Origin of the sequence: Caballeronia sp. NK8, from assembly GCF_018408855.1 — a bacterium.
In the GTDB taxonomy this organism is placed as follows: Bacteria; Pseudomonadota; Gammaproteobacteria; order Burkholderiales; family Burkholderiaceae; genus Caballeronia.
Genome location: NZ_AP024325.1, coordinates 1,236,337 through 1,250,138, shown reverse-complemented (window position 1 = coordinate 1,250,138; position 13,802 = coordinate 1,236,337). Strand labels below are relative to the sequence as shown.

13 protein-coding genes and 2 pseudogenes are annotated in these 13,802 nt (G+C 62.2%); 11 read left to right on the top strand and 4 right to left on the bottom strand.

Annotated features, from left to right (window positions below; translation table 11 throughout):
* Positions 1-111: 111 nt before the first annotated feature.
* The 10 genes and pseudogenes from NK8_RS43755 to NK8_RS43750 all read left to right on the top strand — a co-directional run.
* Positions 112-306, top strand: a pseudogene (locus tag NK8_RS43755) (hypothetical protein); the annotation flags it as partial.
* A 792-nt stretch (positions 307-1,098) separates the two neighbouring features.
* Positions 1,099-1,797 (top strand): RNA polymerase factor sigma-70, encoded by a 699-nt coding sequence (locus NK8_RS30995; RefSeq protein ID WP_162070584.1) that lies wholly within the window; start codon positions 1,099-1,101, stop codon positions 1,795-1,797.
* 73 nt (positions 1,798-1,870) lie between these two features.
* Positions 1,871-2,116: an MbtH family NRPS accessory protein gene (locus NK8_RS30990; protein ID WP_213232002.1), complete on the top strand. Its 246-nt coding sequence runs from the start codon at positions 1,871-1,873 to the stop codon at positions 2,114-2,116.
* A 42-nt stretch (positions 2,117-2,158) separates the two neighbouring features.
* On the top strand, positions 2,159-3,163 hold the full coding sequence (locus tag NK8_RS30985; RefSeq protein WP_213232000.1) for a TauD/TfdA family dioxygenase: 1,005 nt from the start codon (positions 2,159-2,161) through the stop codon (positions 3,161-3,163).
* Positions 3,160-3,975 carry an ABC transporter ATP-binding protein gene (locus NK8_RS30980; protein WP_213231999.1) on the top strand — a complete coding sequence of 272 codons (816 nt, stop codon included), beginning with the start codon at positions 3,160-3,162 and terminating at the stop codon, positions 3,973-3,975. Before NK8_RS30985 ends, NK8_RS30980 begins: the two co-directional genes overlap by 4 nt.
* Before the next feature lie 94 nt (positions 3,976-4,069).
* Positions 4,070-6,160 carry a Fe(3+)-hydroxamate ABC transporter permease FhuB gene (gene fhuB / locus NK8_RS30975; RefSeq protein WP_213231997.1) on the top strand — a complete coding sequence of 697 codons (2,091 nt, stop codon included), beginning with the start codon at positions 4,070-4,072 and terminating at the stop codon, positions 6,158-6,160.
* Positions 6,157-6,924, top strand: a complete 768-nt coding sequence (gene fhuF / locus NK8_RS30970; RefSeq protein ID WP_213231995.1) for a siderophore-iron reductase FhuF — start codon at positions 6,157-6,159, stop codon at positions 6,922-6,924. Before fhuB ends, fhuF begins: the two co-directional genes overlap by 4 nt.
* Positions 6,921-7,907, top strand: a complete 987-nt coding sequence (locus NK8_RS30965) for an ABC transporter substrate-binding protein (protein WP_213231993.1) — start codon at positions 6,921-6,923, stop codon at positions 7,905-7,907. The genes fhuF and NK8_RS30965 overlap by 4 nt, the downstream gene beginning before the upstream one ends.
* Before the next feature lie 267 nt (positions 7,908-8,174).
* The gene (locus NK8_RS30960) at positions 8,175-8,330 is read left to right on the top strand and encodes a hypothetical protein (RefSeq protein WP_213231991.1); all 156 of its coding nucleotides are present in this window, start codon (positions 8,175-8,177) and stop codon (positions 8,328-8,330) included.
* 100 nt (positions 8,331-8,430) lie between these two features.
* Complete coding sequence (locus tag NK8_RS43750) at positions 8,431-8,850, top strand: nucleotide-binding protein (RefSeq protein ID WP_213233260.1); 420 nt, start codon at positions 8,431-8,433, stop codon at positions 8,848-8,850.
* Between the two features lie 189 nt (positions 8,851-9,039).
* Here NK8_RS43750 and NK8_RS30950 read toward each other — a convergent pair whose 3' ends face one another.
* From NK8_RS30950 to NK8_RS30940, 3 genes are all read right to left on the bottom strand, one after another.
* Positions 9,040-9,714, bottom strand: a complete 675-nt coding sequence (locus tag NK8_RS30950; RefSeq protein WP_213231989.1) for a RelA/SpoT domain-containing protein — start codon at positions 9,712-9,714, stop codon at positions 9,040-9,042.
* The gene (locus tag NK8_RS30945; protein WP_367657816.1) at positions 9,714-10,811 is read right to left on the bottom strand and encodes a ParA family protein; all 1,098 of its coding nucleotides are present in this window, start codon (positions 10,809-10,811) and stop codon (positions 9,714-9,716) included. Before NK8_RS30945 ends, NK8_RS30950 begins: the two co-directional genes overlap by 1 nt.
* Before the next feature lie 253 nt (positions 10,812-11,064).
* Positions 11,065-11,388 carry a hypothetical protein gene (locus NK8_RS30940; RefSeq protein WP_213231987.1) on the bottom strand — a complete coding sequence of 108 codons (324 nt, stop codon included), beginning with the start codon at positions 11,386-11,388 and terminating at the stop codon, positions 11,065-11,067.
* 46 nt (positions 11,389-11,434) lie between these two features.
* Here NK8_RS30940 and NK8_RS30935 point away from each other — a divergent pair.
* Positions 11,435-11,890, top strand: a pseudogene (locus NK8_RS30935) (transposase); the annotation flags it as partial.
* Positions 11,891-11,947: 57 nt separating this feature from the next.
* On the opposite strand, the gene NK8_RS30930 reads toward NK8_RS30935, so the two are convergent.
* Complete coding sequence (locus NK8_RS30930) at positions 11,948-13,687, bottom strand: cyclic peptide export ABC transporter (protein WP_213231985.1); 1,740 nt, start codon at positions 13,685-13,687, stop codon at positions 11,948-11,950.
* Positions 13,688-13,802: the final 115 nt, after the last annotated feature.

Genomic DNA, 13,802 nt, shown 5'->3' with positions numbered 1-13,802 from the left:
GGAGCACTATCGGTTCCGATACGACTTCGAGCGCGGCCATAGCGAAGCGATCAGGCGAAGGTCTATCTCTATCGCACGGACCCGGCGGGTACGGCTCGCGAAGTCACCGATGCGCAGGGGCGCGTGGTGTGGAGCGGAGGCTATGCGGCGTGGGGGAAGGTGCGGGCAAATCTGGCTTCAATTGCTCAGCCATTCAGCCAGTCGCTGCGCATGCCGGGGCAGTATCAAGGATCAAATGCGTCACACATCAAGCCAAATCAAGCTGGATACGAGGCGGGTAAGGCTGGAGGCGCGGGAGCTTGTTAAGATGAAACTAATAGATTATTTCAAAGAAAAATAATTGCATGATTCAAGGATTGATTATGTCGTTCTGAAAAATGATTCTCTGACTCTTATGCTATCTGCCTTTGATGAGAAGATGAAGAAATATGCCTTGAGGTCACTTTTGTTGGAGTGAAAGGAGATGCAGGGCAAACGCTGAAGGTGTGGTTTGATCTGAATTCCTGCGCTGCGTCATCACGCGCGCCGGCGCCTCGGAGCGCATGGAGCTGCTTGAACGCACGCGCCCGGGCGTCTGATCCGGCGGGCGGCCCAGTACAGCTAGACGCTCTCCCGATACGACCTGCTGGGCCAGTTGACCGAAGCGCGACGAATTCCGACCAACGCGGGCGAGTTGCCGGAGATCGTCGCCGAACGGTGCGTCGGGACTACGACGCAGCCGGACAATTGCTCGCCGAATACGGCGTGAACGGCAGCGTGCGCTAAGAGCGCGATGAACTGGGCAATCCGCTCGATGACGTTGCCCCTACGCCAATCGTGCTCGCATATCAATGTACGAAGGCGCTGAAGCGCACGCTGAACACATGAATCGAGACTTTTCCAGCGCCCCCGTATGCAATCGCCCATTCTTCCGCGATAAAAATTTTTCATTCGGCCTCTGTCCTTGACATTTTGTCCGCTTGCCGCGCTCCCGCAGCCCGTCAAGGCGTGCGCCGAAATTGGGCGAAAACTTACAACCCGCTGACGTGTGGGGCTGATGTTGAGAATGATTCGCGTTTACGCTAACTTCTCGAGTCCTACGAAAGTGGAGCACGATTTATGGCTTACATGCGCGTTCAGCCGGCATCGTCGAAGCAAACTTCGACCTCGCCGCCGCCTCTGAATCTGTCTCTCGATGCGTACTGGCATCGGCTGCGGCCCGCCGCGCGCGCCAGCGTCACGCCGGAACCGCCGCCGCAGCGCGCCTCGTCCGCGCCGAGCCTGCTCGAACTCGCCATCGCGAACCGGCAGATGCTCGTGAACATGGCGCGCGGCGTCGTCGGTTGCGCGAGCCGCGCCGAGGACGTGGTGCACGACGTCTTCGTCAATCTCATCGACCTGCCGCAACAGGACGCGGTGCGTCAGCCGATGGGCTACATCACGCGCATGGTGCGCAACGCATCGATCGACGCGTGCCGGCGGCAAAGCCTCGAAAACATCTATCGCGCCGACGAGGAAGACGGCTTCGACGTGCCGTCGCAGGAACTCACGCCCGAAGCGCGCGTGCAGGCACGCGACACCCTGCGCCGCGTCTGCGATGCGCTCGCGCAATTGCCCGACCGCAGCCGCACTGCCTTCGAAATGGTCCGCATCGGCGAAGAGACGCTGCAGAGCACGGCGCGGGCGCTGAACGTCTCGCAGACGCTGGTGCATTTCATGGTGCGCGACGCGCAACAGCATTGCGCCGATTGCCTCGATGCGCGCGAGCGCAATGTCGAATGTCCCGCGTTCGTCGGCGGGCGCGCGCGGCGGCGGTAAAAAAACGCGCAGCCCGCACGTCTATTCGATGAAGGCCTCATTCGACTCTTTCGCACCGGAGAGAAACATCACCATGACGCAACAGCAGAACCACGCAGCGGACGATCTCGTCTATACGGTCGTCATCAACGAAGAAGAGCAGTACTCGATCTGGCCGACGTTCCGCGAAGTGCCGGCGGGCTGGCGCGAAGTGGGCCAGTGCGGTGTGAAGGCCGATTGCCTCGCGTACATCGAGAACACCTGGACCGACATGCGCCCCGCGAGCCTGCGCCGTCACATGGACGCGCTCGCCGTGCAGGCGAAGTCGCGCCTCAACTGATTCACGCGCTGTCAGGCAAACGATTCCGCAAGAGGGCATCACATGACTGAACTCACCGCGTCCGCAGCCGCGCCCGAACTGGCCGATCTGCGCATCGAGCCGGGCCTGCCGGTCGTCGTCTCGCCGCGCGCGGGCGCCGACATCACGCTCGCCGACGCCGCGCCGCTGCTGCAACGTATCGTCGCCGAGTCGCTCGAACGCGCGGGCGGCGTGCGCTTCACCGGCTTTCGCGTCGAGTCGATCGAAGTGTTCCAGCGCTTCGCCGCGTCGTTCGGCGATCCGCTGATCGGCTATGAATTCGCATCGACGCCACGCAGCCAGGTCGAGGGCGCGGTGTACACGTCGACGGAATATCCGCCGCATCGCTCGATACCGCTGCACAACGAGCAGTCGTACACGCGCGAATGGCCGATGCGCATCTGGTTTCACTGCGCACTCGCGGCGCGCGCGGGCGGCGCGACGCCGATCGCCGACAGCCGCGCGGTGTATCGCGCGCTCGATCCGGCGCTGGTGCGGCGTTTCACCGAACGCGAACTGCTGTACGTGCGCAACTTCGGGCAGGGCCTCGATCTGCCGTGGCAGAACGCGTTCGGCACGGAAGATCCGCGCGAGGTCGAACGCATCTGCGCGGCGCGCGGCATCGCCTGCGCCTGGCGCGACAGCGACGACGGCGAGCTGCTGCTGCGCACCGAAGAGCGTTGCCAGGCGGTCGCGCGCCATCCGCGCACGGGCGACATGGTCTGGTTCAATCAGGCGAATCTCTTTCACCTGTCCACGCTCGACGAGGAGATGCAGGAAGCGCTCGTCGATGCCGTCGGGCTGGATAATGTGCCGCGTAACGTCCATTACGGCGACGGCGCACCGCTCGAAGCCGACGCGCTGGCCGAAATCCGCGCGGTGCTCGACGAAGAGCGCATCACGTTTCCGTGGCTCACCGGCGACGTGCTGATGCTCGACAACATGCTGACCGCGCACGCGCGCGATCCGTTCGAAGGGCCGCGCAAGGTCGTCGTTGCGATGGCGCAGAGTTACCGCGAGGCGCGATGACGTTCCGTACCGCGCTGCGTGCGCGTTCCCTGACCGTCGCCTATCGCGACGACGTGGTGCTCGACGGGCTCGACATCGATATCGAAGCAGGACGCGTCACCGCGCTGTGCGGGCCGAACGGCTGCGGCAAGAGCACGCTCCTGCGCACGCTCGCCGGCCTGCAGCCCGCGCGCGCGGGCGAAGTCGAAGTGAACGGCAAGCCGATTGCCTCGCTGCGCCGCCGCGCGCTCGCCCGCACGTTGACGATGCTCGCGCAGTTCAACCAGATTCCGGCGGGCCTCACGGTGCGCGAGCTGGTCGCATACGGGCGCTATGCTCACGGCGGCTGGATGCGCGGTCTCAACCGCGCGGACCATGCGGCGATCGACGCCGCGCTCGACGCGAGCGGTCTCGTCGGCGACGCCACACGCGACGTCGCCGCGCTTTCGGGCGGCGAGCGCCAGCGCGCGTGGATCGCGATGGCGCTCGCGCAGGAAGCGCCCATCGTCCTGCTCGACGAGCCGACCACCTACCTCGACATCCATCATCAGCTCGACATCCTGCATGAGCTGCGGCGGCTCAATCGCGAGCGCGGCCTGACGATCGTGTGGGTGCTGCACGATCTGAATCAGGCGGCCGCGTTCTCCGACGAGATCGTGTTGATGCGCGCGGGGCGCATCATCGCGCAGGGCTCGCCCGAGGCGATGATCGATCCGCGCCATTTGCAGGAGACCTTCGGCGTGAACATGCTGCGCGTCACGCATCCGCAGACGGGCGCGCCGATGTGCGTGCCCGCCTACGAAGGCGTCGAGGCGCGGGAGATTGCCGCATGACGACGCTTGCCACTCGCCGCCGCTTGCGCCGCGCGGCTTCGTTCTGGGAACGCGTGTCGGTCGTGCTTGCGCTGATCGCCGGACGGAAGGCCGCATGACGACAGCCGCTCACGCTCAGGCATCGCGACATGACGTGGCCGCGCCGAATCGCGTCGGCGTGATCGCGGTTGCGCTGATCGCGCTGATTCTCGCGCTTGCCGCGCTGCGCCTCGGCCCGGAGTTCCGCGCGTGGCTCGATGCGCCATCGGGCAGCGATGCCGCGCAGCTCGCGCACGTCTTTCTGTTCGACCTGAGCGCGCCGCGCGTCCTGGCGGCGCTCGTCGCGGGCAGTTGTCTCGCGGTCGCGGGCGCGCTCTTTCAGGCTTTGACGCGCAATCCGCTCGCCGCGCCGGATCTGCTCGGCATCACGGGCGGCGCGCAGCTCGGCCTGCTCGCGGCGATGATCGCGCCGGAGATCGTCGGCGCGGCGTCGGTGCCGCTGCTGTTCGTGTGCGGTCTCGCGGCGGCGGGTTGCGTCGCGGCCGCGGCGGGCGGCTGGCGCGCGACGCCGTTGCGGCTCGTGCTCGCCGGCAGCGTCTGCATGCTGCTGTTCTCCGCGATCTCGACGCTCCTGCTCGCGTTCTTCGAGCAGACGGTGGTCGGGGCGTCGTTGTGGGCGAGCGGCAGTCTGTATCAGCCGGGCGCGGCGGGCTTGATGTCGGCGCTCGGCTGGCTCGTGTTGCCGCTCGCCGCTTTGCCGTTCGTGATCCGTCCGCTCGATCCGCTCGCGCTCGGCGACGATGCCGCCGCAGCCGCAGGCGTGCCCGTCGATGCGACGCGCCTCTTCGCGATGACGGTCGCCGTCGGCTTCGCGAGCGTCGCGGTGGCGATCGCGGGACCGTTGTCGTATGTCGGGCTGATCGCGCCGAACCTGCTGCGGCAGGTGCGCGGCGCGAAAGCATCGAAGCTGGCGGCGCTCGTGCCGCTTGCGGCGCTCGCGGGCGGCGCGCTCGTGCTCGCCACCGACAGCGCCGTGCTCGCGCTCGGCCTCGATTCCACGCTGTCGACGGGCGTGGCGATCGCGTTCGTCGGCACGCCCCTGATGCTCGCGATGATTCGCAGCGGCGCGGCCTGGTCCGGCGCGCTGCATGCCGGGCAGGCGCGCGAATCGGTGAAGCGCGGCATGCGTGCGGTGCGGGCGTTGTCGGCGTTGCCGTCGCCGGTGCTCGCGGCGTTGCTGCTCGCGAGCGGATGCGCGGTGGTCGTCGTGGGCGCGTCCATCGGTCCGACGATGCTCGGTCCCGCGCGCTGGATCGATGCGCTCTCGCACCGCGACGACATCGCCCGCATGCTGCTCGAACTGCGCGTGCCGCGCCTGTTGTGCGCGCTCTTCGCGGGCGCCATGCTCGCGGCGAGCGGCGTGCTGATGCAGAGCGTGGTGCGCAATCCGCTCGCCGGTCCCGAGGTGCTGGGCGTGACGCAAGGCGCGGGACTCGCGACGCTCGCCGCGCTGATGATCTGGCCGCTCGCGGGCCATCTCTTTCTCGCCGCGGCCGCGCTCGTCGGCGGCGGCGCGACGCTCGTCATCACGCTGCTGTTCAATCGGCGGCATCAGTACGCGCCGCTCGCGGTGGCGCTGACGGGCATCGTCATCGGCACGTTGTGCACGACGCTCGCGCAATGGCTCATCACGCAACAGAGCGTGCAGCCGGCGCGTTTTGTCGTGTGGCTGGTCGGCGGCACGTATGGACGAAGCTGGGGCGAAGTCGCGACGATCCTGCCGTGGTGCGTGCTCGCGCTGCCGGTGCTGGCGCTGCTCGCGCGGCCGCTCGATCTGCTCGCGCTCGGCGACGAGCAGGCGTCCGCGCTCGGCCTGCCGATCGCGCTGCTGCGCCCGCTCGTGCTGACCGTGGCGACGCTCGCCGCGTGCGCGGCCGTGGCGGCGGTCGGGCCGGTCGGCTTCATCGGTCTGATGGCCCCGCATCTCGCGACGATGCTCGGCGCGCGTTCGCACGGCACGCGGCTCTGGCTTGCGGCATTGCTGGGCGCGCTGGTGCTGGCCGCCGCCGATCTCGCCGCGCGCACCTTGCTTGCGCCGCGCGAGATTCCGGCGGGCGTGCTGACCGCGCTGATCGGTGCGCCGTACATGCTGGCGCTGCTCGTGATCGAGACGCGCCGCGACAAAGGCCGGGGACGCGCGCGATGACGCTTCGAGCGCGCAGCTTTGCCGATTTTGCGCCGCCCGCGCTTGCGCCGTATCTCCAGAACGTGTGGCTCGGCGCTCCTGATGAATCCATCGGCGACGATGCCGCGCGTATCCCGCTGACGTCCCTTGCCGATCATCGCGCTGCGTTGCTCGCCGCGATGCATGCGCTCTACGGCGGCGACGCCGAACTGCACGCGCGCGCGCTGCTGTCGCAGTGGAGCAAGTACTACTTCGGGCTTGCGGCGCCTGCGGGCGTGGCGGCGGCGCGTCTGCTCGGGCGTCCGCTCGATATGTCGCCGGAGCGCACGCATCTCGTGCTGAAGGAGGGCGTGCCCGTCGCCCTTCATTTCGACGCCGACGCCTTGCACGCTCCGGACGCCGATCCTGCGCGCCGCTATGACGGCCTCGTCGCGCACCTGGACAGCGTGATCGGCATGATTGCGGGCATGACGAAGATCGCGCCGCGCGTTCTGTGGAGCAACGCGGGCAATCTGCTGGATTATTTGCTCGCGAATTGCCCGTCGATTTTGAGCGATGAAGGCAGCGATGCCGAATGGCTCTTTCGCCCGGCCGACGACAACCCGCTGCGCACGCCGATACGCGATGCGACGCCGCGTTCGCCGCTGCTGCCCAACCCGTTTCGCGCGCGCCGCGTGTGCTGCGTGCGCTATGAGATTCCTGGAGAGACGCAACTGTGCGCAAGCTGCCCGCTGCTTTTGACGATGCGCGACGACGAACTCGCATTGCAGGACGCCATCCGATGAAGCGTGCGGTTTCGCTCGCGGCGTGTCTGTGCATCGCGTTGGCCGCCCGTAGTGTGCTGGCCGATGAGAACAAGGCATGCGCGCCGCTCGCAGGCAACCCGACCGTTTCGCAATTCAGCAAGAGCATGCCTGCGCATCCGTCGCGCATCGTCGTGCTGGAGTTCATGTTCGCGGAAGATGTCGCGGCGCTTGGCATGACGCCCGTCGGCGTGGTCGATCCCGAGTATTACGACGGGTGGATCGGTTACGACAGCGCGCGCTTCAAAGGTGTACCGACGGTCGGCACGCGTCAGGAGCCGAGTCTGGAGGCGATTGCATCGACGAAGCCTGATCTGATCATCGGCGTGGGTTATCGGCACGCGCCGATTTTCGCGGCGCTGGATCGCATCGCGCCGACAGTGTTGTTCCAGTTCAGCCCGGATGTCCAGAAGGGCGATGGTGACGGCGCGCGTACGCAACTCGACTGGACGCGCAGCATCTTTCACACGCTCGCTTGCATGACGGGGCGTGAGCAGCAGGCGCGCGATGCTGAGGCCAAGCTCGAAGCGGGTCTTGCCCGCGATGCCGCTCGTTTGAAAGAGGCCGGTTTGTCGGGGACGCGCTTCGCGCTTTTGCAGGAACTCGGCTTGCCTGACCGATATTGGGCTTATACGGGTAACAGCACGGCGGCGGGTGTGGCGCGTGTGCTTGGCGTTCGTCTATGGCCCGAAAAGCCGACGCGTGAAGGTACCGTGTATGTGACGTCGGCGGACTTTTTGAAGCGGCCGGATGTGGCGGTGTTGTTCGTGACCGCATCGGGGGCGGATGTGGCTGTCGATGCGAAACTGGATTCGCCTGTGTGGCGGTTCGTGCCGGCAAAGAAGGAAGGGCGTGTGGCGCTCGTCGAGCCGAATATTTGGGGGTTTGGAGGGCCGATGTCGGCATTGCGGCTCGGGGATATGATTACGGAGAAGCTGTTGGCATTGCCGAGGGTTGGTCCTTAGCGGAGGGGCTGTTTTTCGCTGGATCCCATAATTTTGTTGGTCTGTTAGTACTCCCCGCATAGAAGCAACACACAGCAAGCCGCTTTCATTCGTCCGCCCTTCTGTAGCATGGCTTTCTGCGATTCCATCCGCAAATGAAGAGATATTTCTATTTGTAGTAGGGCACATGAGCGGCAAAAACGTGCGGCAGTTTCGCCACACTCGGACATTCGGAGCGCCGCCCGAGACCGGCTATGCTGTCGATGCATTACGAATGGACAGCCTGCGATGACAAACGAAGAATTGATCACCTATCTCGAAACCTCTATCGGCGAGTTGCAGCGCATCCGTGGGAGATTTATAGAGCGACGTATCAACTACGATATTCATCGCGACGACGATCCGATCCTCCGAAGAATTAGTCAGGAAAGGTGGGCGCAATGAGTAAGTCTCACGAATCCGACGGGAGTTCGTAGAGGGAACTCACAACTATTACGATAGCGCATCGTTAAAAAGCATCGGAAACTGTTGAGGCAATCATCACCTGACTGAAGCGCGCCCGGAACTGCTAGACAGAAAACGAGGGATAGATGAGCAGCGTCGACGCGAGAACATCTTCACCATCCACGAACGAGAGGAGGCAAGGTGGTGCGAGCTAAAAGACATCGTTCGAAATCAGTTCGGACTTAACCCTATCGTGCTTAGGGAACAACCCGATGCAGGTTGTCTTACAGTCATCGAGAAATTCAAGCACTATGCGCAACAGTGTAGTGTCGCAATCGCCGTTTTCACACCGGACGACGAAGTGGAGTCGTCCGGCATCCGGTATCTACAGGTGCGTCCCAACGTCATATACGAGCTCGGATGGTTCACTGGGCGTTCCGGCAGAAGTGGCGCAATGCTGCTGCTCAAGAAAGGAACATCGATCTTTCTGATTTTGGGGCGTAATGCGGAAAGAGTTTAACCAGCACATCGCCGAAGTTGCCGGCGACGTCAAGAGCGACCTGACCGCCATAGGAATACTCGGTAAAGAATGACGATGCCGGGACGAACCCGGCGTAAAGCCGTAATTGCAGCGCCAGAGGCATGCCCGGAGAAAAATAGAATCCCGCTCGAACTGACGCTCGGCGGGCTTTTTTACGACCGGCGGCGCTTACTCTTCAATTGCGGACTTGAATATTGAATCGGCTAAGCGAGTCCCTGTAGACGCAAGCTTCGCCAGCACTCGGAGTTGTTCTCGGCAGGCAACGATCTCCGTCGGTGTTGGATAGTTCAGCGCATGATCAATCTCACCCCAGGCCTCTTCGAACAGTGTTCTGACCTGAACTTCGCAGGTCAGGTCAGACTCTGCGTGTGGCTTCACCACGTAATGGATGCTGGTGTAGTATGTCTCTCGAAGTTTTGACGCGATGCCAAGTGCTTCGAATGCCGCGGTAGTTTCGGGGTCCCAACTGTATGCGACGGGCGGCTCTGCCAGACTCCAAAAATTCTGCCGGATATGTTCTTTGATAGCAGCATGAATCTCCGAAAACTGTTGGGTATAGAGGTGCAAAACACGCACCCCCGCGAAATCCGTGATTCGCGTGAATAAGGTGTCCGGCGTGATCGGACCGTCTATGAATTTCTTAATTAGTTTTTCGCGAAGATGATCCGGGTCTTTCATTCGCGATTTAACGGAATGCACCAAGGGCAGAGGCGGCCTGTGAAACTGGCGTGACGAGTTAAAAAACGCTTGAACTTGCTGCCGAAACAGATCGAACTGATCAAATCTATCGGCATAGGCAGCGACAAGCGTTTTAAGCTGTCTTTCTGTCGGTCTTCTGGCCATTACACGAGACTCTTCGGATGAAGCGAGGACATACGCGCAATCACGTCGGTCGCAAACTCTTTGTATGCGGCGCGTGTCGCAACGTATCTGTCTTTATTGGTGACCACTGTCGCCGTGTCGCCCGCATCAAGGTGCGGATGAGTAGGTAACTTCCACATCGGGACGTGATACTTCTGCGAATGCGTGGGATACGTGTTATGAGTATGCATGATCGAGAGGCCACCAATAGGCGTTTTGATGATGGCGCTTGATAGTCCCTCGCTCAATGATGACGGAATACACTCAGTAACGATTCTTGGAATGCGTTTCGCATAGTCATAATGGGCAATCGCCATATCCCAATGCGTCGAGCCTTCCCGCTTCTTGGCGTTGTAGATCAAATATCCCAGAAAGCCAACGAAAGTGTCCGGCATGTAGGGCCTTTTGCTAGGCGGGATAAGCTGATAGAGCGTCTTCAACTCTTGATGCCATCGAGTGATCGAATTGCCGATGTTCCTGATGCCATACAAACTAAACAAATCTGGCGCGCAAGGCACCAGGAATGCGTCAACGGTAGTGAGGATGGTTTTGTTTAACTGTCCAAGACTTGGCGAAGTATCAATGATTGCGTAATCGTATCCGTAGTCTTCGGCGTACTTCAAAACCAAACGACGGATCTCGCTCAAGGTGCGAATCGCAAGCGCGTGGCCAACAAACGCTTCGCTCCAACGGCGTGAGATCGCTTCTTCATACATATGAAGCGTTAAGCGGCCCGGGATCAAATGTAAGTTGTGAGCAATTTCCAACGGCGGCGGAAGGGTTTGCAGCTCACCCGTGCCCTCTTCCGCGGGTTTCAGCAAGAAATGAATGGTCCGGGGCTCAGAACAGAATCTCTTAAAATCGGCATCTGACATACCCTTCACCGCAGCATCATAACCAGGCTCGTCGATAAAGGCGTTTTCGTCGTCCCAAATCGCCTGAATCTGCTCAGTTGTCAGGCAGTGAATTGAGAGGTTACATTGGGGATCTAAGTCCACAGCTAGGACCTTTTTCCCCAGTTCTGCAAGCGCATGCGCGAGGTGAAAGCTAAGCGTGGTTTTGCCGACGCCAACCTTTATTATTGAACACAGATATTAGTTTGACGGCCATTTGATTGTTTTCTCTTTTCGTTGTGATGCTCGCCACAGCGCGGGGCGCTGCACGTGCATCCGCTCCGGTCATACATATTACACTTTTTGTTCGTGACAACGGTAACGATTGCCGATTTCGCGCCATGTGCGAGCGCGCTTCTACGCCGGTACGCTCCTGAAGTGCCAACGTGATCGGGTTCGAGCTTGAGCAGTTAACTTTTGCGCAAGCCCGTTTGAAGCCTCACGATGACTTTGACGCGCAGTTCGTCGATCGCGCGTTCGTCGTCGATCGCGACGCGCAGGCGCTCGTCTTCGTCGTCATGAGGTAGCGCACGATGCCCGACGGTCCCTGCATCTTGCGAATCTTTTCCATCGGATGCGCGATGAGCATTTCGGTATCGACGACGAGCGTGAAGAGGCCGCGCAACTGGTTGAGTTTGCGATTGATCGTCGTCATGCCCAGGCCAGCCAGCTTGTCGTCGGCATATTCTCGATACTTGCCGGTCGCGGCGATGCTGCGCAGGAATTCGCGGTCGATCAGGATAGAGTGCTTCGGGCGGCTCATGCGTCCCTCCGAGTGCCTTACCCGGTGTTACCGTCACATTCATCCCTGCATCGTCCGCCTGATTCGCAACAGCCTGGATTACGCGAGCTGGAAAGACCGTAGCGGGCTGGCTGCCGCAATTCGCCCGATCTACACCGCGCCGAGTGCCGAAGCGGCTCAGGCAGCTGGACGCGTTTGCCCAAGGACCCTGGGGCCAAAAATTCCCCACCGTCAGCGCCGCGTGGCGCAACGCCTGGGATCGCGAGATTCCGTTCTTTGCGATTCCGCCAGGCGTTCGCAAAGTGATCTATACGACAAATGCCATTGAGAACATCAATTCGCAACTGCGCAAGATCATCAAGACCTGAGGTCACTTCCCAGCGATGAAGCCGCAACGAAACTGATCTGGCTGGCCCTGCGCAACATCACAGCTGGCTGGGGACGCGCCGCTCATGACTGGAAGACGGCCATGAACCAACTCGCTATCCTTTACGCAGATCGATTCGTTCGCTCATCCGTGTAATTCTCAACCCGCCTTGAACACGGAAATTCTGAAACTCCCGGCAGTGCCGTTCCCCACCTAGCCCATCGCCCCATTAGCCGCCCCATCCACCACCGCAGACCTGACACCCCCGCGCGTCTCATTCACCACCATCCCATTCTCCAGCTTCAGCACCCGATCCGCGATCGAGAAATACCGATCATCGTGCGTCACGACAATCACCGTCTTCCCTCTCGAACGCAACTCCGGCAGCAACTGCTCATAAAACACCGCCTTGAACGCCGGATCCTGATCCGCAGCCCATTCATCGAAGAGATAAAGCGGACGATCTTCGAGATAAGCCACCACCAGCGCAAGCCGCTTCCTCTGCCCCGTCGAAAGCGAACGCGTGGAAAACGCGCCATCGACCACTTTCACCTTGTGATCCAGCGCCAACCGCGCGACGAGCGCATTGGCCCGCGCATCCGCCGCCGCCCGCGATGCATCGTTCGGATCGACGATGCCGAGCAGCGCATCGAACAGATGGAAGTCATTGAACACAGCCGTAAAGCGCTCGCGATAAGCCGGCCGCTCGCTCGCACCCACCGCCTTGCCATCGATTTCGATCACGCCTGACTCCGGCTCATAAAGCCCCGTCAGCACCTTCGCAAGCGTGGTCTTGCCGCTGCCATTCCCACCGACAATAAACACCAACTCGCCTGGCCTGAACGTCAGATCCACAGGACCGATGCGGAACATGCGCTCATCGCGTTCATGAAAGTACGAATGCGTGACGCCGCGCATCGTGAGCGTTTCAAAGCCCGCATCGTGCGCCGATGAAACCGGCGAAGCATGCACGCGCAGACCGCCGAACTCCGCCATCACCTTCTCGATACGCGCGAGCGAAACACGCGCCGCGTTCAACGTGGGAATGTTGTTGAGCAAGCCATCGAGCGGCACGAGCATGAAAAGAAACACCACGACATAACCCGCGCTCGAACCCGCGTCCGCACGCACGCCGAGCGACGGCCAGAACGCCGCCGCGCCGAGAAACCCATAGAACAGGAAGATGATCCAGCCCACGCCGACCGCATACGCGCTGAACGCACGCCGCCGATGATCACGCACCTCGCCGATCGCCGCGCCCAGTTGCCCGTCGACGAACTGTTGTGAACGCGCGCGGTGCAGCTTCAGTTCCTTCGCGCCCGCGAACAGCGCGCCGAGATAGCCGAACAGCTTGTCCTGCGATTGTCCCGCCGCTTCGAGCGATGCAATGGCGCGCTTGTCGCCGAGGTGATAGCCGAGCGAACCCGTGACGATGGCCGCGAGCGCCAGCAGACACACCGGCCACGACAGCCACGCGAGATAGCCCAGGCAACCGAACACGATCGATCCGTGCATGACGATATTCGGCAGCGCGAAGAAGAGCATCGATACGTTGGTGGCATCGTCGGTCAATACGGATTGCACGGGCGCCGCGCCGATGCGCTCGACATCGCGCAATTCGGCCGACGCGACGCGCCGCGCGACATGCTCGCGCAATTGCGCCATCGTGTCCTGCGAGAGGCTCGCGAACAGCACGCCCGAGACGACACGCGTGAAGAGCGCGACGACCGCGCATAGCGCGAAGCGCCATGCGAGCGCGCCATCGGCGGAAGAGGGCGCCGATAACGCGCGATTGAGCGTCGCGACGAGCATCACGCTCGCGATGCCGTTCATCACGCAGGCGACGAGCGCGACCGCGAACGCGCCGCGCGAGCGCTTGAGCAGCGCGAGAATCAGGCGCGCCGCAGGCTTCTGCGTGGCGGAGGAATCTAAAAGCTCGTTGATGGCAGTCATTGGCAATGCATCGCTTAAGTCGGAAAGGGTGCGCTGGATGCGCCTCTACATAGAGACGTTTCGGCGCGCCGAATCTTTAGCGCGTTAAAAGCGGTAAATATTTTTTCGCGCGGAT

What these genes read in the sequence shown, in the direction of transcription:
- NK8_RS30995 (WP_162070584.1), top strand. Translation starts at nt 1,099, where the DNA reads ATGGCTTACATGCGCGTTCAGCCGGCATCGTCGAAGCAAACTTCGACC.
- NK8_RS30990 (WP_213232002.1), top strand. Translation starts at nt 1,871, where the DNA reads ATGACGCAACAGCAGAACCACGCAGCGGACGATCTCGTCTATACGGTC.
- NK8_RS30985 (WP_213232000.1), top strand. Translation starts at nt 2,159, where the DNA reads ATGACTGAACTCACCGCGTCCGCAGCCGCGCCCGAACTGGCCGATCTG.
- NK8_RS30980 (WP_213231999.1), top strand. Translation starts at nt 3,160, where the DNA reads ATGACGTTCCGTACCGCGCTGCGTGCGCGTTCCCTGACCGTCGCCTAT.
- fhuB (WP_213231997.1), top strand. Translation starts at nt 4,070, where the DNA reads ATGACGACAGCCGCTCACGCTCAGGCATCGCGACATGACGTGGCCGCG.
- fhuF (WP_213231995.1), top strand. Translation starts at nt 6,157, where the DNA reads ATGACGCTTCGAGCGCGCAGCTTTGCCGATTTTGCGCCGCCCGCGCTT.
- NK8_RS30965 (WP_213231993.1), top strand. Translation starts at nt 6,921, where the DNA reads ATGAAGCGTGCGGTTTCGCTCGCGGCGTGTCTGTGCATCGCGTTGGCC.
- NK8_RS30960 (WP_213231991.1), top strand. Translation starts at nt 8,175, where the DNA reads ATGACAAACGAAGAATTGATCACCTATCTCGAAACCTCTATCGGCGAG.
- NK8_RS30950 (WP_213231989.1), bottom strand. Translation starts at nt 9,714, where the DNA reads ATGGCCAGAAGACCGACAGAAAGACAGCTTAAAACGCTTGTCGCTGCC.
- NK8_RS30940 (WP_213231987.1), bottom strand. Translation starts at nt 11,388, where the DNA reads ATGAGCCGCCCGAAGCACTCTATCCTGATCGACCGCGAATTCCTGCGC.
- NK8_RS30930 (WP_213231985.1), bottom strand. Translation starts at nt 13,687, where the DNA reads ATGACTGCCATCAACGAGCTTTTAGATTCCTCCGCCACGCAGAAGCCT.